Genomic DNA, 24,293 nt, shown 5'->3' with positions numbered 1-24,293 from the left:
AAATTAATTAAGCAGAGCTTTGCAATTGCGAAAACAGGAAGGCAATATCAGTTACAACCTTCCTGAAGCGAAATATTATTTGGAAAAAATTTAATTATTATTTGGATTTAAACACAGTTCATCCTGAAATACTTTTCCGCCTTGGAATAATCTTTGAAACTGTCATAGTATGTGTATGCTGTATTAAATAACATCAAGGCATTGTCTCGTTTCTTATCATCCTGAAAGTAAGCAGCAACTAAATCCATTCCTTCAATATCCTTTCGTTCAGCAGCAACATTAATGTATTTGAACTGAAATCGTGAATTGACTGGTAACTCAAGACCATAAATGGACATTAATTGCTTTTTCTGCATTTTAAATCCATTAGACAAGGAACCAGGTTTTTTCTCTTCGAAATCGTAAAAACTAAATAGGTACTTTATAGCGGGCAAAAGTCCGTGTGAAACGATTGAATTGTGGTCTGCCTCTTTAAAAAGTTTATATTTGAAATGAAAGGTATTAGAATCAAGCCTCGTTAATTTTTTTTCTATATCCTTCGCATATTCTATCCTTCTCGGTATATCATTCCCTGCCGGCGCAATATAATACAAGGTCGGGTGTGAATTATAATATTTTCTTAATTGCTCAGTCATCTCAAAAGGAGGCTGGTTTTCTTCTAATTTCTCAGGTGTAAATAATACATAACCATTGAAAAGTCCTGGCTCATGCTGAAATAGATAATTGGCGTAACTAGCACTGTAAGATTGGCCAATGAAGGCTCGAAATTTTGTGATGTGGTAGTCCCGCTCTATCTGAGGTATGATCTCCGTTTTGAGTGAGTTTATAAATTTTTTACCAATGATATCCACCATACCGGTCTCATAGCTATACCCCATATTTGGCATATCTCCAGAAAGGATTTCAATCACAATGGCCTTTGGTAAATTATTCATAAAATTATTAATATATGCAGCAGCTAGCATCCCATTAGAACTTAGAGCGCCATAGCTATTGATGAAAATGGACGGATATTTTTCTAAGGAATTATAATCCTTAGGTAGCCAGACGTTATATTTGATTGTATCTCCCACTATTGGAGAAGAGTATCCATGCTTCACAAGCTGTTGAGCAAAACTTACAAATGGGACTATGAAAAACAGTACTGATGTAATGCATTTAGTAATTTTTAATATTGAAGGCTTCATGATCCTGCTAAAATGAATTATTTGGTCTTACTGTAGATATTAGATTTGACTGTTTCAAGCGACAATATAAGTATGAAATTATTATCGAGCAAACCAGTCAAACTAGAATGAGTAAATTATAAAAAGATTAGATTTATTTTCATATGTAAGCAGATCTTTACCTATCAGATCTTTTACCAAAAAAAGGTGAGTTTTTTGATAGGACTAAAGATTTCATAAAAAGTTTTTAGTCTCACAAAACGAAGAAAAAGTTTAATTCTTTCAACGGAAGATTTTGGTACTATCGTAGACCAATTTTATCACTTGATGAACACATCTGGGAAGTTACCACTTGACTTAATTTAAATGCACAAATAATAATATACTGAAGAAGTGTTCAAAAAAATCTTCCCAACTTGAGTTTGTAAGATTTTCAAAACATCATAAATTTTACTTTTTTCTTAGATTTTAGACTTTCCCTAGCTTATCCAGAATTTCCTTCATCTAGTTAACATTGCTGAAATTTTTCTCTGCTTTCCTATGATAAATGATAGTTACAATCCAAAGAATCATGAATGGAATTAACAAAATAAAGAATCCAGCTTCTATAAATAAATAGCCCAACAGATAAACTAAAGGGAAATAAAAAAGCATTTTCTTAAAGTTGCTATTATTTGCCAGAAAGGGAAGAGATATAATGCCAATATGCGATACTATGATAATTCCCCAAATTAAAAAATCTTTAATCCCTGTTTTGCGAAGTTGTAAAAAATCTATGAATTCAAATTGATAGATAAAACCCCAGTTTCCGTTGATTGATATACCTGAAAACAGACTTAGTAGTACCATAAGAATTAAAAGAATTATGGTTTTTGTAGGTTTCATAGCTATTTAATTACATGACCCTTCGCAGCGATGCCAGAAGTTGGATTTATGTATGCTTTTGGCATGCTTCTCAAAACTTCTTATAAAGCTCCAGAAGTACTCTTAAAGGATTAATAAATTTAAAATATTTAATCAAATATAATGATTGTTTGAGTTTTAAATAAGTCTATATATTTCGAGACGTATTTATAAATTGTGTAGATAACTTATACATACTTCTATCACAATTTTATATAGCAACAAACAATAGTTTCAGAAATATAAGTGTAAAAGGTATTAAGGTAAAAACTATAGCCCTCGGTGCCGGTCTGCATTTTTTCAAACAAGGTGTCTATCGCATACTGTTGATAGGGATATAATTTTTTTGCTGACCCATGCGCAGCCGTGGAAGATAAAATCTGCATGGTGTTACAACCACAGAAACTGGCTGAAAGTTTTAAGGCAATGGTTCTCTTTACCAATACCAAATTCCGTAACAGAAATGCTTACGGCTACAAGATTTGCAGACTTTAGACAATTAATCTGAAAATGGTGATTCTTAAAACGAATATTTTACAGCATTACTTATTTGATGGCCAGTTATCTGTTCAAATTCTTTTATAACCGGCAATTACCTCAACTTCATGCTATGGAATGTTTATAATATTCTTTCTTTGAGTATTTTATGTGAGCGTTTTGTCGATGACACAGTTTATAGTCACAAATAGATCATATCTGGACCCGCCAATCTGGATTTGGTAATTCTCCATTCAAAATATGTCAGAATACCGATTGTTACCACCTCAATCAGCAATATAAAATACCACAAAATTAATCCATCATGATAATCGCATTCAATCAAGCGTTGTAACGAGCAGGATGAAATCAAGGACAACAGCATTAAGTTAAAATCCTATCGTGACAGCACCAATCATTTTTTTTTACGCTAGAAATACCCCGCTTTATACGCATTCTCCAGTACTTTACTTCACATAGTTGTTATTATAAAATATCCAATCATTTGGCTCGTTTTTGATGTGATGACAAATACCGGAGTAAGATATAGCTGCATCATTATTGACGATGAATTCAGTTCTATTGACATATTAAAAGAATATATTTCTCAGATACCCAGACTGGAACTTATTAAAATTTATCTTAACCCAATTTCGGGATTGAAGGCCCTACAAAGCGGGATTAAGGTTGACATATTATTTCTAGATATCAATATGGCAGTTTCAGGATTGGACATTGCGAGAATGGTACGTAATCAAGTCAAATCAATTATTTTTACCACCGGTCACGCTGAAAATGCACTTGCAGCATTCGGCGTGAATGCAGATGCATTCTTAGTGAAGCCTTTTGACTTTAAGCGATTTCTCCAAACCATAAATAACCAGATCGTTAAAAATTTCTCTGATCCAATTCAAAAATAATGAACCGTTTTGTAGCAATATAATTCTCTACCCGAAGTTATTCTCTCAAACAAAAAAGGGAATTATCATGCATTTAATTTTTCCTACACCATGAAAGTTATTTTGACCGATCCGGGAAAGAAAAACGTTTCCAAATAAAGTGTTATTTTGTGAGAAAATAAGATATTTTTAATTCAAACACATGGGACTGGCTGATGGTTGGTTAAAAATTTCCTTGGCTGTCCAATTGACATTATGATTGTTTAGGTTTTATATGAGCGGAGACGTTCAAGTTCAAGCGAGATGAATTGTAAAGAGAGGAATGGATCAGCAAATAGATAATTGTCAAAAAATAATGTGTCTTAAAGCAATATGGATAGAAAAGATAAAAAGGCAGTTGTTTAAACGATGCTTTGAAACTCTATACAAATCATTCCATCCCGGACAATAAGATCAGATACCTCAAGTCCCCCTCGTGACACTTTTTTGATAGAGAATGCAGTGCACAAAAAAAACTTAGCCTTTTGTTATTTTTTTGTTTCAAAAAATCCTTTTACCCGAAAATACATACATACGAAAAATACTACACCTTAGCTAGCTATGTACCCATAAAGCATAATTTGGATTATTGCTGTACATTTATAGCTTTCTATTATACAGCATATTTTAATACCTTCCATTCCTGACCTTCTAGTACTCAACACTCAATAAAGTAAGACCTTTTAAAAAATCATCGAATTACCCTTATGCTCTCTAAGTAAAACGCTTATCATTGAGGCATGTATTTGTTTTTTTATTGATAAAATAATACCATAATGCACCTAGACTTTTCCGACTGCCACTGGAAAATTGAATATAAATCTCAGGGAACTTTTTGATTTTAATACTGTTACAATGTAAATACTTATTAAGATATGAAAAAAGAACCTATTAGCCTAACCAAAAATTTTACAGCTACAAAAGCTGAACTCTATAAGGCATGGACAGAAGAAACTGCCTTGAAATCGTGGTGGAAACCTGCCGGCCGTAACCTAACCAGTATAGAAAACGAAATTAAAGAAGGTGGTAAAATCCTTTATAAATTTGACGACCCTTCGCAGGAAGGACAACTTACCATCGAGGGAGAATATAAAAGTGTGTTACCTGAACAAAAACTGGTCTATAGCTGGAATTGGATTATGGATGATCAGCCGCTTGAAAATGGAAACTATCTCTTGAATGTCGAATTTAAAGACGAAGAGGAAGGATCTCAGATCGCCATCACTCAAGAAAATGAGAGTGAACAAGAAGGAATACACCCACATCAGGAAGGCTGGGAAATTGCACTTACTGCGCTTAAGTATTACCTTAAAGGCTAATCTGACAGTCCCAAAAAATCACATAATTTTTGCATAGGCGGCCTAAAAACCGCTGATTGCATTAAAAAAATATCGATCACAAAGCTTTTAATTAAGTTATCACTGTAGCGAAATGTGTGATGGCCAGTTTTCGCGAAGCTGGTACAAGAAGATGATTGGAAAAACCAATCTAATTGATCCTCTTTATCAAAATAATAAATAAAGACATGCGGTAATTTATATTGAATATTTTTTTCAGTAGGATGTGGTCAATCTATTTTATTTGATTCAGCCAGCCCTGCCAGCAATTATCATGATCTAACCACTGTTTTGCGATGAAGGCCTGATAAGCCTGTAATTGCCGGTACTTCAAAGGCAGCTCCCCAGCTACCAACCGACCATTTTACCAGCTTAATATTCTATAAAAGCAATAGAAATCCCGCAAGTAGACTATCTTTATCTTATCATTCCTTTTATTATGAGATGTTATATAGTAGATGATGAAAAACAAAACATCATGATGATAACGCATTTTATCCACCAAACCTACGGGCTTGAACTCGTTGTCAAGCAAACCAATCCGCTAATTGCATTGGAGGAAATCAATTCACTTAAACCTGACGTGGTTTTTACCGACATCGATATGCCCGAAATGGACGGAATTACCCTCTCTGGCTTAATCCAAAACATGAGCAGGATTGTATTTGTCAGTGGAAATCTGCAAGCTTCCTTTCTGGATGTCGATTGGAAAAACCATCTTTATCTTCGCAAACCCATAAGTTATTCCAATTTCCTAAATACCATTGAAGAATTAATAAAGTGACTATTTTTTGGATCCAAAAAATATATAAAGGAAAGAAGACCAGTTTGTTTAGCATATAACATTTAAAAATGAGCAACAGCTGGCAGATCTGACAATATCTGAATACATAAAAGGTAAAATATACAACGGTATATGCACACTATTCCTCATTGGCCATTTGACCCATCAGATGAAACTGGCGAATATTATCCCTAAAAGCAATCTGAATTAATGCATCTCAAAAGAATAATAAATACCTTGGCAGAATTTTGTATCTCCAGCAAATATTGTTGGAATTAGATTATTTATCTAACTTTTTTATCGCCTGTTGCCTGTATAATTTACCTAATGGTATCTTCTGACCACTGATCTCGATCTCCTCAGTTGTAAAGGAATCTATCTTATTGACCGAGATCAGGAAAGATCGATGAACCCTCAAAAAATCGTTGGCAGGAAGCATTGCTTCGAGGGCAGCCATCGCGTATTTTGTTATGATCATGCCCTTAATGGTATAAACCTTAACGTAATCCTTTAGACTCTCTATATATAAAATATCGTTCAAAAAAACTTTGACCATTTTTCTGTCTGCACGAAAATAAAGAAATGCAGGTTCAGCTTTTTCTGATTGGTAAGAAACAGGCTCGGTTGACGGTGAAGATTCTAAACCAGGTATTGCTTTCATTACAGCTTTTAAAAACCTGTCAAAGCGGATGGGCTTGAGCAGATAATCCGTAACGTTCAGCTCAAAGGCATGGATAGCATACTGCTCAAAAGCTGTCGTCAATATAATCTTTGGGGAATGTGATAAAGCAGCGATCAGATTAATTCCTGAAAGTTGCGGCATTTGGATATCGAGAAACAAGATGTCGACCTGCTGTTGTTTTAGCGCCGTGAGCGCCTGTACCGCATTAGCGCATTCTCCCACCAGATTGAGCATGGGCACCTGCGCAACATAACGGCGCAGCACCTCCCTGGCCGGCGGTTCATCGTCAACAATCAGGCAGTTATATTTCTTCATGGGCTCCATCATACACTGGTTTAGTTAGTCCGGGATTCATATTAAATAGCTCCAGGCTTAAATTCACTATATACATCTCCTCCGCATCATGGATGCTTAACATATGCCGATCTGGATAAAGTATTTTCAGCCGTTTACGTACATTAACTATGCCTATTCCTTCGCTATTGTTTACCTTTCCGATGGATTTGCCATTGATCAGTTTCATTTCGAGCTTATCATTCATAATGGTTATAGCCAGGCTTATCCATGGTGCTTCAGCCATTTGACTGGCACCATGCTTAAATGCATTCTCGATAAAGGGCAATAACAATAACGGCGCTATCATGTGGTTTGTTACCATTGGGAGCTGTACTGAAATATCAAGCCCGTCATCATATCTTATGGTTTCCAAAGCCAGATAATCATTGATCATTTTCAGTTCTTTATCCAGTGGCACCAACGGCTTATTACATTCATACAGGATATAACGAAGCAGTTGAGATAACTCCATGATCATAGCCGATGCTTTCACTGAGACATTCTGCGTAAAAGAATAAATATTATTAAGGGTATTAAACAAAAAATGTGGATGAAGCTGTGCCTTTAACATCTGAAGCTCCGCATTCGCCTTCTCTTTTTCAAGTACGAGGGCTGCCTGCTGCCTTTCGTAAAAACATTTCATTAACTTGATGGCAGCGGCCACACCTCCTACAGTGATACTCCCACGCAAACCGGCCAATATGGCCACCCCTATCTGAATATAAAAAGCGGGATGAGGCTCACTGGCGACCAGTGTCGATAATTTATCTGCATTACGGTGACGAAGAAAATCGACAATAGTCATGGATAAAGCTGCTGAAAGTGCCGCAGTTAAAAATACAATTACAATAGCGCTGAGTATGGCAAAAACATACCTTCCTGGTAAAACCAGTTTAGGTATCACCAAATACATGAGTGTATAAGCCAGAAAAAGACTGGGTAGCATGTAGATCAAAGTTTCCGGAGAAGTAATGATCACCCGATGCAAAAACGGTTGCTGCTGCAATGCCGGAGATGGTGAAAAAGAATACAGCAACAATTGAAACAGAAACCATAGCAGCCAGAAGACCAAATGCCGCGACAGCCGCGATTTCAGCTTATTCGAATACATAAAAGGTAAATGCTCCATGAAAAAGTCAACTTAATACTAAGGTACGGATAGGAGTCTGAAATCAGTCATTCATAACCGGTTATTCGACCAAGGCCGAAAAACTATCTATCAGCGCATTTCGTCGACGACAAAATGATCCGATAGACAAAAAAATGTTGTCTGCTTGCAGCAGGGTAAGGTTGGGCTACTTTATCAAAATCATATCATCACTTCCGATAGTTTTGAGCAAAACCAAGATCATGAAAAGTTTATTTACATTGGCACTGTTACTTATTTTTACCAGCAGCCTGTATGCCCAGGTCGATACTACAAGCTATTCCAAAGAGCGTCAGGAAATCCGTAAACTATTGCGTAGCCAGCGGCCCGGAACAATCATAGATTGTAACGATATGATATCAGTTGGTCCCAAAGGTGACATCTCCTTTACGCATCAGCAATGGACAGAAGCCCAGAAAAAAGAAAAGCTGATTTTCAAGTCAGTCAGTCCGGTCCCCGGCAATGAATTCATCCGCATTTATGATGGAACTACTGCAGTAGTGAATCTACTGATCAAAGTCAATATCATCGTTGATGGCCATGACCTGAATATAAAGGTGCGGCGCCTGGAAGTATACCACAAGACTTCAGGTAACTGGTGCCGGGTAGCAGGGCAGGGCACGCAGGTTGATGAAACATTATTTCCTGTCAAATAATTCAAACATCACAATGCGACCATGAAAAAAATAATTAAATTATCAGTACCCTTCATAATATAGACCACTACAATATTTATTTCCGCTTGTAAAAAGAAAAGAAAGATATTAATAGATCCTCTAATACTTCCTACAGTTTTTCCAATACAAGAACCGGCATTGTTAGACCAGGTAGTCATTATTGCGCAGGCCCCTTTCACTTCACTTCGGGACTGGCAACAGTATTACTGTGTGATCGCATTTAATGCTAATCAAATGGCGTCATGGTGATGTATATGGAAGAATAACAAAGGTGCAGAAAGCCGCCCAGTGTCAAATACAAGTAAAAATATTAAGTCATTCTTTCCATTTAAGAATAAATAAATAGGAGTTGAATAGCCAAAAAATTCAGCAAATTACTTAAGACTAAAACCAATCAAAGTCCAATGGAGTTTAAAAAGTCATACTGTTAAATTGTAAGTTCCAAAAAAAAGGAAGGTATCATTTACTATTCAATTTTTATAATTGGTTATTTTAAAACCAAAGACATCCTATTGATGGTTAAAAAAATCCAACATTATATTTAATGCATTTTCCGAATGCATTTTCTCACCATTTTCAAGTGATCTCTTTGCTGCATTTGCTGCTCTTTGCCTCATTTTTATTTCATAAACAGAAATAGCTTCAGATGAAGATCTATACTCAGCAGATGTCAGACATTCACTTAATTCCAGAGCGTCAAGCATTGCCATATTTGCACCTTCTCCTGCAAATGGAGGCATTACGTGAGCGGCATCGCCAATGATGGTCAGATTTGATAAAGTTTTCCAGATTTGATTAAAAGGCGCACAATAAATCGGACGGGGAATGAATGGAGTGGCTGCCTTTTCAAATAGTTCATCCCAGATATCACTCCAGTCGGAATATTCTTTTTTAAACCAATTGAGAACCTCTACGCGATCCGAGAAGTTAATTTTGCTTTCTTTTGGCCAGTTTTCACTGGCTTTAAAACTTGCATAAAACCCGAGATCTCCACCTCCTTTCTGTCCCAATAGCATATTTTTTTTGTTTCCAAAAGCCATGATTTTTCCACCGTTGATAAGTGAATGCATTTGAGGTACAGCTTTTATGGAATCATAGACAGTACCTTCCATCATGGTAATTCCAGAATAAAAGGGCTTAATGTCTGTAATATAAGGCCGGATCTTAGAATTTGCACCATCAGAACCGATGACCAAATCTGCATAGACCGACAAACCATCATTAAATAAAAGCATCCAGCCATTTTTATGAGGTTCCATAGCAATAAAATGACTGTTCAAGACAATAGTTTTTGGCTCCAAAGAGGTTAATAATATCTTTCTTAAAACACCACGGTCAATTTCAGGCCGAAAATGTTTGTTACCAAAATCTTCTTCGATATTCTTTTCATGGTCACTGAAAAAAACTTGTGCGTGTCCGTTTAATATCAACGTTTTGTCTGCACCTGGCATGAAATTATTTTTAAACTCGGTAAACAGATCAGCTTTGATCAAAGCTGCCATCCCCGATGCTTCATGCATATCGAGCGGTGCGCCCTGCACACGTGCATCTTGGTTGATATCCCTTTCGTAAACTTGCACATCGGCTCCTTTAAGCTGTAACAGCCTGGCTAAAGTCAATCCGCCCGGACCGCCGCCAACAATTGCAATTTTTTTATTATTGATTTGCATATTCTCTATTGTTTGGAATGATGCAAAACTATGCTGTACTCAAGGAAGATAATAGTATAAATCGGTCATTTTTATTTTTAAAAAGTTCTTTTGGAACTACTCCGGAAAACTTTTTTATTTCTTTGATAAAATGGTTTTGATCTGTAAAATCAAGCTCCGGATAAAGTTTTCCCCGTGCAATATGTTCCAGCGATGCCCTGAAGCGGAGCAAATTGCAAAACAACTTCAATGAAATACCGAATTGCTGATTAAAATACCGGTTCATCTGCCTGCTGCTCCATTTAACTTTTTCAGAAAGTTCCTTTACGGTAATAGAACCATGCATTTCATGGATATGATCAAATAAACTCTTCTTGCGAATGTCGATCTCTTTTGTGATACGGGATTTTATTTTTTGTGACAAGCTTTCGCAAAAGCTTTCAAAATTATGGATGTCTTGAAGATTGATATCCCAAAAATCATGGGCTAATAATTTTCCCTTATCAACAATATCTGAAATGCTTTCATGAAAGACATATTCTACGGCCAGCAGCTTAAAACTTACTGCAAATCTTAGACTTTTAGCTGGTATTAAACCTTTATCATGATATTGCGTACCTAAACCAAGTAGTACAATTTTGAATGGCTGGCCCTCTGATTGTATGAAAAACAAATCTATTCGTCCATCCGGTAATCCGACTGTTACCTTATCATTTTCTGAATCATTGTGTAGCACCCAAAAGCTTTCCACAAAATCTGAAAGTGAATAATCTGGTTTGATTTGTTTATAATAGATGCCATTGTTCATTTTTTGTCTTTTGCCGTAACATTTAGAATTGTAAAGTATCTGTTATTTTTGCATACAAATCAAATCTAACATATTCACTCCTACGGAAAAAATATACCTGCGGGAATTGCAAACTTTCCACTAAAACCGAATGTTTTCCACAATTCGCCGTTTACTAACATTTTTAGCTTTATGTTTGTTTAATAATTAAATTACTAAACATAATAGTATAAATATTAGCCAACTTATGGATACCAAAAAAGACATACTTTATAAATTAAAGCAGGATATCCTATTATGGCAGGGCTTTAAGCATCAGTCCAGCGGACAGGCAGACTGCATCGGCCTTGGTGAGATGGAAAATCTATTTCCGGGCGGCGTTTTCCCCAAAAGAGCCATACATGAATTTATCAACATTCAGCCGGAGCATTTAGCAGCCAGCTACGGCTTTATCGCAGGCCTGCTTTCCCTCCTGATGGAAAATGGTGCAGCCTGCGTATGGGTAAGCACATCAAGGCATCTTTTTCCCGCCTCACTAAGCCTTTTCAACGTAGAAGCTGAACGCATTATTTTTATGGACGTTCAGCGCGAAAAGGACGTACTATGGATTACAGAGGAAGCGCTAAAATGCGAAGGACTAGTGGCGGTTGTGTCAGAACTGAATGATGTAAGTCTTGTAGAATCCCGCAGGTTGCAGCTGGCGGTAGAAACCAGTGGCGTAACAGGATTTATCCTGCGCAAGGACGGAAACAAAAAAGCGAGCACTGTGGCAACAGCAAGATGGAAAGTCAGCCCGCTTCCCTCTGTTAACGAGGAAGGCTTACCCGGAGTAGGATTCCCGCGCTGGCAGGTTGAGCTGCTTAAAATCCGTAACGGAAACCCGGGAAGCTTTATACTGGAATGGGCTGGAGAAAAATTTAAGGAAGCCAAAAAAATCAATAATCACGAGATTTGGTCTGATCTGGGGGGCAGGCAGATTGGATAGCCATCATGCAAAAGCGTTTTATTTCCATATGGTTTCAGCATCTGCTGGCTGACTGGCAGCTTATCCGCCGCCCTGAACTGGCAGAGATACCCTTCGTTTATGCAACGCCGAGCCATGGGCAGATATTGATAACTGCGGCAAATCGACTGGCCATAAGCTTTGGCATTGAGATCGGTATGCGTGCGGCAGATGCGAAGGCCATCTGTCCCGGGCTTGAAGTTCTGGATGATAAACCAGGCCGCCCGAAAAACCTTTTAAAAGGATTGGGTGAATGGTGCGTGCGATACTCTCCCACTGTATCGATCGATGAATTTGGGTTGGACGGCCTGTTACTTGATGTTTCAGGCTGTGCGCATCTCTGGGGAGGGGAACGGGAATACCTCAAAGAAATAGTCCGCAGGTTTAAAAGTAAGGGATATAACGTACGTTTAGCAATTGCCGATACACCCGGCGCTGCCTGGGCAGTGTCCCGGTTTGGTAAAGTTACCCCACTGATTCCTTCGGGCGAACATGTAGATGCACTGCTCAGTCTATCGCCCGAGGCATTAAGACTGGAAGAAACAGTTCTTGCCAAACTTCGCAAACTGGGATTCTACCAGATAAAAAGCTTTATAGGTATGCCCAGATCCGTGCTCAGAAGGCGGTTTGGAGAGAATTTTTTATTGCGTCTGGCCCAGGCAATCGGAACGGAAACCGAAGTACTTGTTCCTTTGAAAATACCAGTGGTATTCAGCGAGCGGCTCGCCTGTCTTGAACCTATAAAGACCAAAACCGGAATAGAGATAGCTATTCAAAAAATGCTTGAAAACTTATGCAAACGGATGCAATTAGAAGGTATGGGATTGCGGACGGGAATTTTGACAGGGCACCGGATCGACGGTAAAACCATACAGGTTTCGATCGGCACCAGTAGCGCTTCTCACAGCATAACCCATCTTTTCAAACTTTTTCAGCTAAAGATTGATCAGATCCGGCCAACACTAGGAATTGAACTGTTTGTCCTTGATGCGCCCAACGTAGAAGATGTTAGAATACCACAGGGGGAAATGTGGTGCCCCAGGCCAGGCCTGAATGATAACACAGTAATCAGGTTTCTGGACCGTGTTGCCGGAAAGGTCGGTGCACAGGCCATTCATCGCTTTATTCCAGCAAGCAGATACTGGCCCGAGTGTAGCTTAGAAAAAACAGCTTCCTTAACAGAAAAAGCCTCAGCCCCCTGGCGAACAGATAAGCCCCGGCCTACGGAATTGCTTAAGTTTCCCGCCCCTATTGAGGTCATGGCGTTGATTCCGGATCATCCCCCAAAGTTTTTTATCTATAAAGGTGTCCGCCACCTGGTTTCCAAAGCTGATGGTCCTGAGCGGATTGAACGCGAGTGGTGGCTGGATCATGGAGAGCATAGGGATTATTACCAGGTGGAGGACGAAGATGGCAGCCGTTATTGGCTTTTCCGGTCCGGACACTATGGAGGGGAACAAAGACACAAGTGGTTTATGCATGGATTTTTTGCTTAGAGGGGATGGCTTATGGCGTACAGTGAATTACAGGTAACTTCAAACTTCAGTTTCCTGCGTGGTGCATCACATGCACATGAACTGGTTGAACAGGCAGAAATCTTTGGTTATAAAAAAATAGCCATAACGGACAGGAATACGCTTGCTGGAATTGTACGTGCACATGCGGCCTGCCGTGAAAAAAACATAGAACTGATTCCAGCCTGTAGACTGGACCTTTTGGATGGACCAAGCCTGCTTGCCTATCCGACGGACAGGGAAGCTTATGGCCGTTTATCAGCCTTATTAACCCTGGGTAATATGCGGGCTGATAAAGGCTCGTGCCATATTTCGAAAGCTGATGTCTATTCTTACAGTAAAGGGATCTTCTTTGCGGTAGTAATGCCGGGCAGTCTGAACCGCCGTTTTGAATATGAACCAAGCTTTATCTCCTCTGTTGCCGAATATCGCGAAGCTTTCGGGGCTCAGCTTTACCTTACTGCAACAAGGTCTTATCTTGGAAACGACGATAAGCTGATCTTTAGGACTTCACAGCTCTCTGAGTTCTACGGAATACCAGTTGTCGCTACCGGAGATATCCACTATCATGATCCTTCACGAAGGGAGCTACAGGATGTACTCACCTGCGTGAGGGAGAAATGCACGATACAGGAGGCCGGCTTCCGGCTATATCAGAATGCAGAGCGGTATATGAAGGAAATGGAAGAGATGGACAGACTTTTCAGAAAGTATCCAAGCGCAATTCGCAATACAATGGTCATTTCCGAAGCCTGCAATTTTTCTCTTGACGAACTAAAATATGTATATCCTGAGGAAATCAATCCAAGCGGGCGCAGTCCAATGCAAGAGCTCGAATTTTTAACATGGAATGGGGCACATGAATTTTATGGAAAGGTGATACCGGAAAAGGTCATCAACATGATCCACCGTGAAATGGCCTTTATAAAGCAGATGGATTATGCCAATTACTTTCTGTTCGTTGAAGATATCGTGCGTGAGGCAAGGTCCCGTGGCATCCTCTGCCAGGGAAGGGGTTCTGCTGCAAATTCTGCAATCTGCTTTGTATTGGGAATCACATCTGTCAATCCGATGAAATTTGATCTGCTGTTTGAGCGTTTTATCTCACCTGCAAGAAACGAACCGCCGGATATCGATGTTGACTTCGAACATGAACGCAGGGAAGAAATTATTCAGTACATCTATACCAAATATGGCCGTGACCGTGCGGCGATAGTCGCCACGGTCACCCAGCAGCATCAAAAAGGAGCAATCCGGGATGTAGGCAAGGCTATGGGACTCTCTGTCGATACCATCAACCGCTTATCAAAGTCGATCTGGGAATTTACCAATGAATGGTTCGAACCGGAACGGGTGAGTGAGCAGGGACTCAACCCTGATGACCCGCATTTAAAAAAAACACTTGAGCTTACCGCTCAGATGATAGGCTTTCCCCGCCAGCTTGGTCAGCATACCGGGGGATTTGTGGTCACCCAGGGCAAACTCACAGATCTTTGCCCTATCCTTAATGCGAGGATGGCGGACCGGACAAATATCGAATGGAACAAGGATGATATTGACGCACTTGGTTTTTTAAAAGTTGATGTACTTGCGCTGGGAATGTTAACCTGTATCAGAAAGGCTTTCGACCTATGCAGAGATCATTACGGCATACAATATACCCTGGCCAATATTCCCCAGGATGATCCGGATGTGTATGATATGATCTGCCTGGCCGATACCCTGGGTGTATTCCAGATCGAAAGCCGGGCACAGATGTCTATGCTCCCAAGGCTAAAGCCAAGGGAATTCTATGACCTGGTGATTGAGGTAGCCATCGTACGACCGGGACCAATCCAGGGAGATATGGTTCACCCTTATCTGCGCAGGCGCAGTGGCGAGGAACCTGTCATTTACCCATCCCCCGAACTCGAAAAGATCCTGGGCCGAACGCTTGGCGTTCCACTGTTCCAGGAACAGGCCATGAAGATTGCCATTGTGGCGGCGGGCTTCACCCCTGCAGAAGCAGACGGCCTAAGGCGTAGCATGGCAACCTTTAAATTTAAGGGAATGGTCAACCAGTATGAGCAAAAATTAATCGACGGAATGCTGGCCAGAGGATATACCCTGGAATTCGCCAAAAGGATTTTTAGGCAGCTCGAAGGATTTGGGAGTTATGGATTCCCCGAAAGCCATGCTGCCAGTTTTGCACTACTGGTTTATGTTTCCTGCTGGTTAAAACATTATTACCCTGATGTATTCGCTGCTGCACTGCTCAATAGCATGCCAATGGGATTTTACCAACCGGCACAGATTGTTATTGATGCACAGAAGCATACCGTTGCAGTCCGCGAAGTTGATGTTAATCATTCCTTTTGGGACAATAAACTTGAAGATAAATCAGGGAAATATTTTGGGCTTCGCTTAGGGTTCAGGCAAATCAATGGTATCAGAGCAGATGATATGGATGTACTGGTCAATGCCCGTGGGAATGGTTACAAGAGTATTACTGCAATCCGGGATTGCGGATTATCGATTGCCACCCTGGAGCGGTTGGCCGATGCAGATGCATTTCGTTCAATGGGAATAGATAGACGAAAAGCGCTTTGGGAAATTTCCGCCTTAAAAGACATGCCAGAGGAACTGTTCAAGGGACAACCATCTGAAAGCGTATTGGAAACGCAGGTAGAATTACCATTAATGGGAGATGGGGAACATGTGGTACAGGATTATGCAACCACGGGACTTTCCTTAAAGGCACATCCGGTAAGTTTTGTGCGGCCGCAACTCGATATGTTCAACATCAGAACCTGCCACCATATCAACAGTGATTCATTAGATGGGCAAATAGTAAAAGTAGCCGGGCTGATATTGGTGCGCCAGCGTCCAGGAACAGCAGGTGGGGTTTGTTTTATTACTATCGAAGATGAAACCGGATATTCAAACCTGGTAATATTCGAAAAATTGTTTGAAACCTACCGCAAGGAAATTCTGCATTCCAGATTGCTCATGGTAGAAGGAAGGTTACAAAGAGAAGGCCAAATTGTCCATGTAATCGTTAGTAAGTGTTTTGATTTTACAAAGATGCTTGGTAAACTGGTACAAAGAGAAGTTGATGATCTGCCTGTCTTGAGATCGAACCAAAGCGATGAAAAAGCCGCATCTTATACATCAGAAGACAAGCAGGCACAGGTTCGGAAAAAGGCACCAAAAGAAGCGTTTCATGGAGGCAGGAATTTTAAATAGCAGGATGAATTTAAATGATTAATAATTTTAACAGGTTAAACATCTCTCAACACGGGAATGATAGTCAATCATAAAATATCCCAAGCGTTTTCAGGGGAAGAAGACAGAGCTGTATATACTGTGATATTTTCTTCGATCTAATTACTGCTTGAGCGCTATTAATAATGTAAAATTTATACCTTATAGACAGATTCTCCTATTACTATCAAGGGAAAAACCACCTTTCCACACTGAAATACACCATAAAGATTGACCATCTTTCGCCGTTGATATTTAAAAAGGCATTCCACCTTCGGCAACACTTGCCTGTAATTTTTATTAATTTAAGAAGATTTTAATTCTGCATGAAATGACAAATCCTGGCAAATATCAAATCATGAATCGAACTTCCATCAATCCTATGATATTCCCCATCACGCTTTTGAATATATCCTTTAAAGCATTGGTTTATTACTACACGGTATAAAGTATCGTCACCTTTTACACCATTGATCACAATTACTTCACTGCCCACTTTGATTTCTTTTTTCGCTTTTGCTGCCTTGATGTCCATAGCACAAAGCTTACTAATATATTTAGCAATAGCAAGAAAAGTTTTCACAAAAAAAGCCTTACAATCCTGTAAGGCTCCCTATCTAATAAATCGTCCCGATTCTAAATGAGTGTTATAAAAGTAAACAACTGAACCTAAAACCCACTGTACGATTTTATCGATGTAGTTAGCCTGGCAATTACCTAGACTGCCCATTAAAGCACATGTAAAGAAATATTCATATTTATTTTAACAGATCATCTGCCAAAAAGCAAAATCATTGATTATAAACACTAAGACCTGTGGGAAGCAAAAGTACTGTGGCATTTCGTTACTTCCTATGCAATCTCAATCTGTGCCAAAATCAATTAATCCAGAGGAACTTAAATTTCAGATGGATAACTGACATGCCCTTTTAAAAAAATAGTGAGTATGGATAAATCTGTGGAAATTTACTTTCATGCATTCACATTTTCGTTTAATAGATTTATAAGCCGGATCTTAAAATTCGCTCATTATCAAAAAAGTCGATTCAGTATCAAATATAAATTGATGAATGATCTTTAACTTTCGTGATAGCAGGATCATCCCGTTAGCCTGATGGATTTTTATCCAAAGGTTTTATTGCTTATTATTTTATTCTTATTTCGCATACTTCTAAAATTCTTTCGGTCATTAGTATTTGACCTATTAAATAACATGGCCAAATCTCATCAAAAAACCATACATTTTTTTAAGGCTTTGAAAGGATTTCCCCATCTCTAATTAAGCTACCTTTTTGTGCTCGTTTTCATAATTTCCAACCATATCAGTCAACTCATCCCGGAACGTCAAAAAAACCTTTTTTGTTCCCACTACTGATTTAACATTCTGGTCGCAATACAGATGGTTTTTTCCTCTTAAAATAGTAATGAACGCTGCTATGGCATAATATAATCTTCTCATATTGCATCTTGCTTCTTGAAAAATAACTACTCAAAATTAACTCCTTAATGTAGCATACCCAAATTTCTTATTTAATTTTACACAACTGATCAGATCCTGCAGGTAATCTGCTTTTGTTGTTTTATCCTCAAACATTAATATCTAACAAAGCTTCACGTAATCTCAAAAAATTTATTTCTCAAGAAACTAAAACTTAGATCTATTGGATTCATTACTTATCAAAACCAGGATTGCGAAAGTCAGTATGGAAGATATTTTAGGAATATAACCCAAATAATCCTTTCTCATGAAAACTCTATATCTATTCGGCTAGCTGACAATTTGAGATGCCTTTGCTTCTTGAATTCCAGCGTTATACTGCTTCTCAAGGCCATTGTAAACAGCTAGCGTATCCTCATAGACATCAATACTCGTTGCTTTACCCCACTTTAGAGTAATGAAGTGTACACCTTTATTTAGATAGGGGTCTCCATTTTCCAATATAGCTGTCGCCGTCCAATGTACAACGGCAAAAGTACTTCCAGGCCAGTTATGGACTATAATCTGATCCACTTCAATAAACAATTTGGGCATGACCCTTGCTAACCTTTCTAACCAAGCTCGAAAAGCTGCCCGATCATTTCTAGTCCCACCTAAAGAATGATCACCTGCAAAGGAATGCCTCACATTTGGAACAGCGCTTTTGAGTAACTCCTCAAAACGACGTTCATTTACCAATCCGAAAGATTTCCTGATAAGTTTTTTAACAAGATAATTGTACATATTTTCTTCTCATTTTAACAACCAAAATTACAGTTAAAGACTGTTTTCAATTGCTATCAATAAAAATATTTAAATCATAAGAATTGCAATAGTAAATCATTCCAGAATAACTTGAAAAACCTATCATAAAATTTAAACTTGATTTGCCGTATTCATATAATAGATCACTTTACGAATTAGACAATGATATAACCTGCTTCTTGAAGGAAATAATTCACTCAATATAGTGAAGAATGATGATAATGAAAATGTAGAAGACATTAGTTTTTAAATTCCTTTTTAAATTCAATTCGGTAAGCTTCACCATTCGAGTGACTTTGATTGGTAATCGAAGTTGGGGCTTCCGGGCCGATTAATTGACCTAAATTTATTGGCATTTCCTTAATTATTACACTATCTGTTTTAACTAGCTTTCCATTAACCTTTTTATAATTGTTTATCTGGCAAGGAACAATAGGTTTAGCAATCCACATTATACTGTTCCATTTATGCGTATGGATTGGTTCAGATTTCTTGCTATCAAGTGCTACCATCAAAACACGAACATTGCTATCTTCATAAACCAGCCTATGATTTTTTGGCGCTGCTACCATGGCATCCAAGCTATCTGGCCACTTCCACTTTGCTTGAGCTGAAAGGGTGTCCGCTGAACTTTCGCGTATTGTGACCGGAGATTTCTTAGCATTTGTACTGTATTTCAACATAAAAAAAACCAATATTCCACCAGATAATACACCCAAAAAAAACTGACCAAATTTCATAACTTAAATATTTAAAGATTGGGTTGTCAAATATTTAATCATTACAACCAAGATCTAAATATAGTTAATCATGCTTGCAATATCTACAATGATCAATTTCTAAAATAAAGTGGAGATGTCTACTCATCTCCACTTACAAATTCGTTCACGATTTAAATTTTATTATAAAAGTTTACGATCTTCTTCTCGTATATTGACATCATTTATACTTGCAAATCGTTTGCTCATCAAACCGTACTCATTAAATTCCCAATTTTCATTACCATATGCCCTCACCCAATGTCCTTCATTGGTCTGATACTCATACTCAAAGCGAACAGCAATCCTGTTTTCATGATGCGCCCAGTATTGCTTTTTCAATTTATAATTTAGTTCATTCTTCCATTTGTTGGTTAAAAATTCCACAATAGCTGTTCTACCATTTAAAAAAATATCTCTATTTCTCCACTCACTGTCAATTGTATAAGCCTCGGAGACTTTCTCTGGATCCTTACTGTTCCAGGCGTTTTCAGCCATTTGGATTTTTTCATTTGCCGTTTCAAATGTGAATGGTGGTAGCGGATATTTCTGTTCCATTTCTTTTAATCTAGTCTGTCTAAATGTGTTATCTGCAATACTGTAAATTTGATATAAGCGAGTTATTTATAGTCAATCATACCGCCATAAACCAGTATGTGGCGATGACGGCAATACTTGTCCTTATCAAATTTTTATTCTGGTAGGGTATTCAAAAAAATCAAAATTTCCCTACCAATCTCGGTTGAGTGAGTTTCCAAAGCAAAGTGACCGGTTTCGTAAAACTTTATGGTGGCTTCCGGAATATCTTTTTTATATGCTTCTGCACCTGCAGGTAAGAAGAATGGATCTTTACTGCCCCAAACTGCTAAAAATTTTGGTTTAAAAGTTCTAAAGTACTCCTGAAATTTTGGATACAGGGCTACATTTGATTGGTAATCTCTTAACAGATCCAGTTGGTTTTCCTTTGAACCTGGACGATCGAGGAAAAACTGGTCCAAGGTATACGATTCAGGAGCAATAAGTGTAGGGTCGGCTACACCCTCGTAGTATTGGAATTTTGTTCCTTCAAAGCTTACAAAAGTTGATCTTAGAGCATCCCTGTTTTCTTTGGTATCATGTTCCCAATATTTTTTAATAGGGTTCCATCCTGAGCTAAGTCCTTCCAGATAAGCGTTTCCATTTTGGGAAATGATTCCGGTTATTTTTTCCGGATTAGCCAAGGCCAACCTGTAGCCCGTTGGCGCACCATAATCGAACACATAGATTGCAAAACGCTTTAAGCCTAAAGCATCGATAAACCCCTGCATGACTTTTCCCATATTATCAAAAGTGTATTCAAACTTATTCCTATCTGGGGCATCGCTGTATCCAAAACCGGGAAGATCGGGTGCAATGACATGATATTTAGCGCTTAACATTGGAATTAGATTCCTGAACATATGGGAAGAGGTGGGATATCCATGCAAAAGCAAAATAGCTGGAGAATCTTTGAGCCCTGCTTCGCGGTAGAAAATATTTTGACCAAGAACTTCTATTTTACGGTTGTGGGTAACTGGAGAGGATTCTGTGGTTTCAGTTTTTGGTGTTGATTGTGATTTTGCCATCATTGAATTAGTTAACATTAAGACCACCATAGCGGCCAGGATTTTAATACTTTTCATTTTTTTTTGACAAAACTAAGCCATACATTTGTTCTTTAAAAACGATTTAAACTGATTTTGTAAATCATAAATAATGATTGATGAATTTGAACGATTTAAAAATTTTTGAGGCTGTTGCCAATTACGGAAGTTTCACTAAGGCCGCAGAAGCTATGTATACTGTGCAATCTAATGTGACAGCCCGTATCAAAAGTCTGGAGGAAGAATTTGATGCTGCTCTTTTTTCACGTTCATCCAGAAAAGTAGAGCTGACACAGGCGGGTGAGACGCTGATGCTTTATAGTAAAAAACTAAATCACTTAATTGAGGAAGCAAAACAGTCTATCGGTAAAGATGATGTAGTTAAGGGACAGATTAAAATCGGTGCCCTTGAAACTATGATAGCTTTAAAGGGCCCCGAACTGGTTAACTCACTTGCAAACCGATTTCCTCATGTACATATGGATTTCAAATCAGACACCAAGGAGAACCTTTTAAACGAAGTCTTGAACTACAGACTTGATGCAGCTTTTATCCCCGCCCCTCTTGATCTTCCACAACTTGAGCAATTTAAAATCAAAACTGAAGAAATCATTGCTGTTGTTCCATTCACCTGCAAATCCTTGCAAGATTTATTGAAACAGATCCCCTTGAAAGCCATTGTTTTTGATCAGGGTTGTGTGTTCAGGTCGAGGTTGGATTCCTGGCTTGTAAGCAAGGGTATTTCAAGATATCATAAAACGGAAATGAATTCGATTGAGGGTGTAATTAATTTTATCGAATCCGGTATTGGATTCAGTTTTTTGCCAAAGGAAATTATTTCTACATTCTACAGTAGCCGAAATATAAGAACATTTACTCTTCCCAAAGAGCTAAGCATAATGACTACCATCTTGGCATATAGAAAGGATATACCCATTTCTCCTGCACTGAATGCTTTTTTGAGTGTGTGTGATCTTCATGCAAAATCAGATTGATCTAAAAAGGGAAAATAAAATCTTCCGGATTTGGTCATCTATTCCATATTGGGTATTGAAAGATTTAGAAGTACCTGCCTTCGTATGTTTTTAATATTTTCTTTCAAAAGAATGACCATTGAATTTATACACACCACTTGGATTTGCGCCTCCAAACCATAACTCTCCAAGCCCGCTTGTATAAATGGTCCATATGTGATTACTTTCAAGTCCATTCTCTTTTGTGAAATTTTTCATAGAATGACCATCATATTTCCATACACCGGACCCTACAGTACCAAACCAGATGTTTCCTAAAGAGTCTTCACAAATCGAAAAAACCTTTTCAAGAGAATTACCTTTCGTATGTTCCTTTTTTAGTTTCTGTTGTTCGGTAAAATTTACGATCTTTTTTCCATCATACTTCAAAACGCCTATACCATTATTACCTATCCAAAGATTTCCTTTTTTGTCTTGAAATATGCTTCTGACATGTAAAGGGCTGGTTTTTGAGTTCAGACCAAAATATTTATTGTCCATTAGCTTAAAATCTGAGCCCTTATATCCCAATACAGCTCCGTAAGTTCCCAACCAAACAATTCCATCTTTACCCTCGACAAAGGATGTTGAAATGTAATATTTAAAACCATCTGAAGGTGTGGTTGTAACAGGAAATAAGTGGTAATTAAGCTTTTGTCCATCATATTGATATACTCCAGGATACTTTTCAAGTCGGCTGTAACCCTCAGTTTGGTCTCCTTTAAACCAAAGGCTGCTTTCAATTCGTTCTTGAATATTCTTTGTACCGTAATTCCGTTCTTTATAAACGGTTATATTTTCACCATTATAAGTACTCAATCCTCTACCACATTCAAACCAAATTAGGCCATTTTTATCTTCATAAATATTCCTAACCTGATTGTCACTTAAACCATTTTCTATAGTGAAATAATGGAATTTCCCATTTTGGAGCAAGCAAACTCCTTCACCGTAACTACCAAACCATATATTCCCCTTACTGTCTTCTAAAATTGAACGAACTCCGGTTTTGTAGTTTAACCTTCCAGCGTCTGTTTCTGTAAGAAATTTTGGGTTATTTTTCTTGTTAAAAAAATCCCTTCTCTGATTTGATTGACTTTGATTATTAAAGGATAATGTTAAAACTAAGAGGGAAAAATAAAAGATAAACTTATTCCGGTTATATGAATCTGTTTTCATTCTTCAAGCTTTTTTAATACAATGTATAAATTGTTAATTCGTTTTAGCTATTACTTATGTCTTCCAAAAAATTGATTCTTATATTAACTCAAGTCTACAAATATTCATTCAAATTAACGGGGAAAAGTTATTCTACATTTACTTCAAACGATTTACAATGAATTAAATAAATAATTCATCGTAGCGTTCCAACTACCGAACACGGTGCATTTTAACTGAGCAAAGCATTCGATGTTTACAGCCTGTCTCACAAAACAAGGGTATGCAATATTTTTCAAATGTATAGGCTCAAAAACAGAAACCCAGGAAAAATTAAAATATAATGATATAAACACAAAGAGCTTAAGGAAATCGGTTGGGTAACAATTCATTTAAAAGAAGTATGACCTGTAATGTTAAAGGTTATTACGTTATCTAAATGCTTATATTCGGATACACACACATTATAAAAAAATTATGAAACTTATTTTAGACCCAAAGTCCTTAGTGATTGGACTTGCCACAGCGGGTTGTGCCTTTTTTCTAATTGGTAGCAAATCCCAACAGGAATCAGATAATGGAAAATTTCAAACAGAAATTCGGCCTAATGGTATAGTTATTTTGAATACTCAAAATGGCGATTACCTTTTCGCTGCAGATATGATTGACATTCGGCGCAACCAATGGATAAAAGGAGAATTTTACAAGACCTTTAATAAACTGGAGGACAACAAGAAATAAAAGTGGCTAGTGACATTTTGTTAGGTTCATAGGTTAATGAAATCCAACTTAAGTTTTTGAGAGAGATATTTATAATGGATATCGTCATGAGAACTATGAAAATTAAATTTTAATAA

21 protein-coding genes are annotated in these 24,293 nt (G+C 38.0%); 9 read left to right on the top strand and 12 right to left on the bottom strand.

Going from position 1 to position 24,293, the window contains the following annotated elements; translation table 11 throughout:
* Nucleotides 1-107 precede the first annotated feature (107 nt).
* Both LUA91_RS01815 and LUA91_RS01810 read right to left on the bottom strand, forming a co-directional pair.
* Nucleotides 108-1,187: an alpha/beta hydrolase-fold protein gene (locus LUA91_RS01815; protein ID WP_231424240.1), complete on the bottom strand. Its 1,080-nt coding sequence runs from the start codon at nt 1,185-1,187 to the stop codon at nt 108-110.
* A gap of 483 nt (nt 1,188-1,670) precedes the next feature.
* Nucleotides 1,671-2,051 (bottom strand): hypothetical protein, encoded by a 381-nt coding sequence (locus LUA91_RS01810; protein ID WP_231424239.1) that lies wholly within the window; start codon nt 2,049-2,051, stop codon nt 1,671-1,673.
* A gap of 1,019 nt (nt 2,052-3,070) precedes the next feature.
* Here LUA91_RS01810 and LUA91_RS01805 point away from each other — a divergent pair.
* The 3 genes from LUA91_RS01805 (at nt 3,071) to LUA91_RS01795 (ending at nt 5,605) form a co-directional block, all read left to right on the top strand.
* On the top strand, nt 3,071-3,466 hold the full coding sequence (locus tag LUA91_RS01805; RefSeq protein WP_231424238.1) for a LytTR family DNA-binding domain-containing protein: 396 nt from the start codon (nt 3,071-3,073) through the stop codon (nt 3,464-3,466).
* An 893-nt stretch (nt 3,467-4,359) separates the two neighbouring features.
* A complete protein-coding gene (locus LUA91_RS01800; RefSeq protein ID WP_231424237.1) occupies nt 4,360-4,803 on the top strand; it encodes an SRPBCC family protein in 444 nt (147 codons plus the stop codon).
* Nucleotides 4,804-5,260: 457 nt separating this feature from the next.
* Entirely contained in the window at nt 5,261-5,605 is a 345-nt protein-coding gene (locus tag LUA91_RS01795; protein ID WP_231424236.1) for a LytTR family DNA-binding domain-containing protein, read from the top strand.
* A gap of 280 nt (nt 5,606-5,885) precedes the next feature.
* Here LUA91_RS01795 and LUA91_RS01790 read toward each other — a convergent pair whose 3' ends face one another.
* Both LUA91_RS01790 and LUA91_RS01785 read right to left on the bottom strand, forming a co-directional pair.
* Nucleotides 5,886-6,602 carry a LytTR family DNA-binding domain-containing protein gene (locus LUA91_RS01790; protein ID WP_231424235.1) on the bottom strand — a complete coding sequence of 239 codons (717 nt, stop codon included), beginning with the start codon at nt 6,600-6,602 and terminating at the stop codon, nt 5,886-5,888.
* Nucleotides 6,589-7,752 (bottom strand): sensor histidine kinase, encoded by a 1,164-nt coding sequence (locus LUA91_RS01785; RefSeq protein ID WP_231424234.1) that lies wholly within the window; start codon nt 7,750-7,752, stop codon nt 6,589-6,591. The genes LUA91_RS01790 and LUA91_RS01785 overlap by 14 nt, the downstream gene beginning before the upstream one ends.
* 221 nt (nt 7,753-7,973) lie before the next feature.
* On the opposite strand from LUA91_RS01785, the gene LUA91_RS01780 reads away from it, so the two are divergent.
* Entirely contained in the window at nt 7,974-8,426 is a 453-nt protein-coding gene (locus LUA91_RS01780) for a hypothetical protein (RefSeq protein ID WP_231424233.1), read from the top strand.
* A gap of 530 nt (nt 8,427-8,956) precedes the next feature.
* Here LUA91_RS01780 and LUA91_RS01775 read toward each other — a convergent pair.
* Together LUA91_RS01775 and LUA91_RS01770 are read right to left on the bottom strand one after the other, a co-directional pair.
* Nucleotides 8,957-10,117 carry an NAD(P)/FAD-dependent oxidoreductase gene (locus LUA91_RS01775; RefSeq protein ID WP_231424232.1) on the bottom strand — a complete coding sequence of 387 codons (1,161 nt, stop codon included), beginning with the start codon at nt 10,115-10,117 and terminating at the stop codon, nt 8,957-8,959.
* 28 nt (nt 10,118-10,145) lie between these two features.
* Nucleotides 10,146-10,904, bottom strand: a complete 759-nt coding sequence (locus tag LUA91_RS01770; protein WP_316795761.1) for an AraC family transcriptional regulator — start codon at nt 10,902-10,904, stop codon at nt 10,146-10,148.
* A gap of 226 nt (nt 10,905-11,130) precedes the next feature.
* On the opposite strand from LUA91_RS01770, the gene LUA91_RS01765 reads away from it, so the two are divergent.
* Genes LUA91_RS01765 through LUA91_RS01755 form a run of 3 tightly spaced genes read left to right on the top strand, consistent with a single transcriptional unit; the run spans nt 11,131 to nt 16,625 of the window.
* A complete protein-coding gene (locus tag LUA91_RS01765) occupies nt 11,131-11,868 on the top strand; it encodes an ImuA family protein (protein WP_231424230.1) in 738 nt (245 codons plus the stop codon).
* A 5-nt stretch (nt 11,869-11,873) separates the two neighbouring features.
* Nucleotides 11,874-13,382, top strand: a complete 1,509-nt coding sequence (locus tag LUA91_RS01760) for a DNA polymerase Y family protein (RefSeq protein ID WP_231424229.1) — start codon at nt 11,874-11,876, stop codon at nt 13,380-13,382.
* A 12-nt stretch (nt 13,383-13,394) separates the two neighbouring features.
* On the top strand, nt 13,395-16,625 hold the full coding sequence (locus LUA91_RS01755; RefSeq protein ID WP_231424228.1) for an error-prone DNA polymerase: 3,231 nt from the start codon (nt 13,395-13,397) through the stop codon (nt 16,623-16,625).
* 334 nt (nt 16,626-16,959) lie between these two features.
* Here the strand turns inward: LUA91_RS01755 and LUA91_RS01750 are convergent, their stop codons facing one another.
* From LUA91_RS01750 to LUA91_RS01730, 5 genes are all read right to left on the bottom strand, one after another.
* On the bottom strand, nt 16,960-17,226 hold the full coding sequence (locus tag LUA91_RS01750) for a hypothetical protein (RefSeq protein WP_231424227.1): 267 nt from the start codon (nt 17,224-17,226) through the stop codon (nt 16,960-16,962).
* Between the two features lie 1,185 nt (nt 17,227-18,411).
* Nucleotides 18,412-18,864: a nuclear transport factor 2 family protein gene (locus LUA91_RS01745; RefSeq protein ID WP_231424226.1), complete on the bottom strand. Its 453-nt coding sequence runs from the start codon at nt 18,862-18,864 to the stop codon at nt 18,412-18,414.
* 260 nt (nt 18,865-19,124) lie between these two features.
* Nucleotides 19,125-19,625: a hypothetical protein gene (locus tag LUA91_RS01740; protein ID WP_231424225.1), complete on the bottom strand. Its 501-nt coding sequence runs from the start codon at nt 19,623-19,625 to the stop codon at nt 19,125-19,127.
* Between the two features lie 162 nt (nt 19,626-19,787).
* Nucleotides 19,788-20,201, bottom strand: a complete 414-nt coding sequence (locus LUA91_RS01735) for a nuclear transport factor 2 family protein (RefSeq protein WP_231424224.1) — start codon at nt 20,199-20,201, stop codon at nt 19,788-19,790.
* Between the two features lie 134 nt (nt 20,202-20,335).
* On the bottom strand, nt 20,336-21,304 hold the full coding sequence (locus LUA91_RS01730) for an alpha/beta fold hydrolase (RefSeq protein WP_231424223.1): 969 nt from the start codon (nt 21,302-21,304) through the stop codon (nt 20,336-20,338).
* 80 nt (nt 21,305-21,384) lie between these two features.
* Here LUA91_RS01730 and LUA91_RS01725 point away from each other — a divergent pair, with 80 nt between their 5' ends.
* The gene (locus LUA91_RS01725; RefSeq protein ID WP_231424222.1) at nt 21,385-22,260 is read left to right on the top strand and encodes a LysR family transcriptional regulator; all 876 of its coding nucleotides are present in this window, start codon (nt 21,385-21,387) and stop codon (nt 22,258-22,260) included.
* Nucleotides 22,261-22,350: 90 nt separating this feature from the next.
* On the opposite strand, the gene LUA91_RS01720 is transcribed toward LUA91_RS01725, so the two are convergent.
* Complete coding sequence (locus LUA91_RS01720) at nt 22,351-23,457, bottom strand: two-component regulator propeller domain-containing protein (protein WP_231424221.1); 1,107 nt, start codon at nt 23,455-23,457, stop codon at nt 22,351-22,353.
* Nucleotides 23,458-23,913: 456 nt separating this feature from the next.
* Here LUA91_RS01720 and LUA91_RS01715 point away from each other — a divergent pair, with 456 nt between their 5' ends.
* A complete protein-coding gene (locus LUA91_RS01715) occupies nt 23,914-24,177 on the top strand; it encodes a hypothetical protein (RefSeq protein ID WP_231424220.1) in 264 nt (87 codons plus the stop codon).
* Nucleotides 24,178-24,293: the final 116 nt, after the last annotated feature.

Source organism: Pedobacter sp. Leaf250, from assembly GCF_920984735.1.
Classification (GTDB): domain Bacteria; phylum Bacteroidota; class Bacteroidia; order Sphingobacteriales; family Sphingobacteriaceae; genus Pedobacter.
Note: the sequence above shows the minus strand (reverse complement) of the source record. Positions and strands in the feature narration are given on the sequence as shown.

Coding starts and splice junctions, on each gene's coding strand:
- LUA91_RS01815 (WP_231424240.1), bottom strand. CDS start 1,187: ATGAAGCCTTCAATATTAAAAATTACTAAATGCATTACATCAGTACTG.
- LUA91_RS01810 (WP_231424239.1), bottom strand. CDS start 2,051: ATGAAACCTACAAAAACCATAATTCTTTTAATTCTTATGGTACTACTA.
- LUA91_RS01805 (WP_231424238.1), top strand. CDS start 3,071: ATGACAAATACCGGAGTAAGATATAGCTGCATCATTATTGACGATGAA.
- LUA91_RS01800 (WP_231424237.1), top strand. CDS start 4,360: ATGAAAAAAGAACCTATTAGCCTAACCAAAAATTTTACAGCTACAAAA.
- LUA91_RS01795 (WP_231424236.1), top strand. CDS start 5,261: ATGAGATGTTATATAGTAGATGATGAAAAACAAAACATCATGATGATA.
- LUA91_RS01790 (WP_231424235.1), bottom strand. CDS start 6,602: ATGAAGAAATATAACTGCCTGATTGTTGACGATGAACCGCCGGCCAGG.
- LUA91_RS01785 (WP_231424234.1), bottom strand. CDS start 7,752: ATGGAGCATTTACCTTTTATGTATTCGAATAAGCTGAAATCGCGGCTG.
- LUA91_RS01780 (WP_231424233.1), top strand. CDS start 7,974: ATGAAAAGTTTATTTACATTGGCACTGTTACTTATTTTTACCAGCAGC.
- LUA91_RS01775 (WP_231424232.1), bottom strand. CDS start 10,117: ATGCAAATCAATAATAAAAAAATTGCAATTGTTGGCGGCGGTCCGGGC.
- LUA91_RS01770 (WP_316795761.1), bottom strand. CDS start 10,904: ATGAACAATGGCATCTATTATAAACAAATCAAACCAGATTATTCACTT.
- LUA91_RS01765 (WP_231424230.1), top strand. CDS start 11,131: ATGGATACCAAAAAAGACATACTTTATAAATTAAAGCAGGATATCCTA.
- LUA91_RS01760 (WP_231424229.1), top strand. CDS start 11,874: ATGCAAAAGCGTTTTATTTCCATATGGTTTCAGCATCTGCTGGCTGAC.
- LUA91_RS01755 (WP_231424228.1), top strand. CDS start 13,395: ATGGCGTACAGTGAATTACAGGTAACTTCAAACTTCAGTTTCCTGCGT.
- LUA91_RS01745 (WP_231424226.1), bottom strand. CDS start 18,864: ATGTACAATTATCTTGTTAAAAAACTTATCAGGAAATCTTTCGGATTG.
- LUA91_RS01740 (WP_231424225.1), bottom strand. CDS start 19,625: ATGAAATTTGGTCAGTTTTTTTTGGGTGTATTATCTGGTGGAATATTG.
- LUA91_RS01735 (WP_231424224.1), bottom strand. CDS start 20,201: ATGGAACAGAAATATCCGCTACCACCATTCACATTTGAAACGGCAAAT.
- LUA91_RS01730 (WP_231424223.1), bottom strand. CDS start 21,304: ATGAAAAGTATTAAAATCCTGGCCGCTATGGTGGTCTTAATGTTAACT.
- LUA91_RS01725 (WP_231424222.1), top strand. CDS start 21,385: ATGAATTTGAACGATTTAAAAATTTTTGAGGCTGTTGCCAATTACGGA.
- LUA91_RS01720 (WP_231424221.1), bottom strand. CDS start 23,457: ATGAAAACAGATTCATATAACCGGAATAAGTTTATCTTTTATTTTTCC.
- LUA91_RS01715 (WP_231424220.1), top strand. CDS start 23,914: ATGAAACTTATTTTAGACCCAAAGTCCTTAGTGATTGGACTTGCCACA.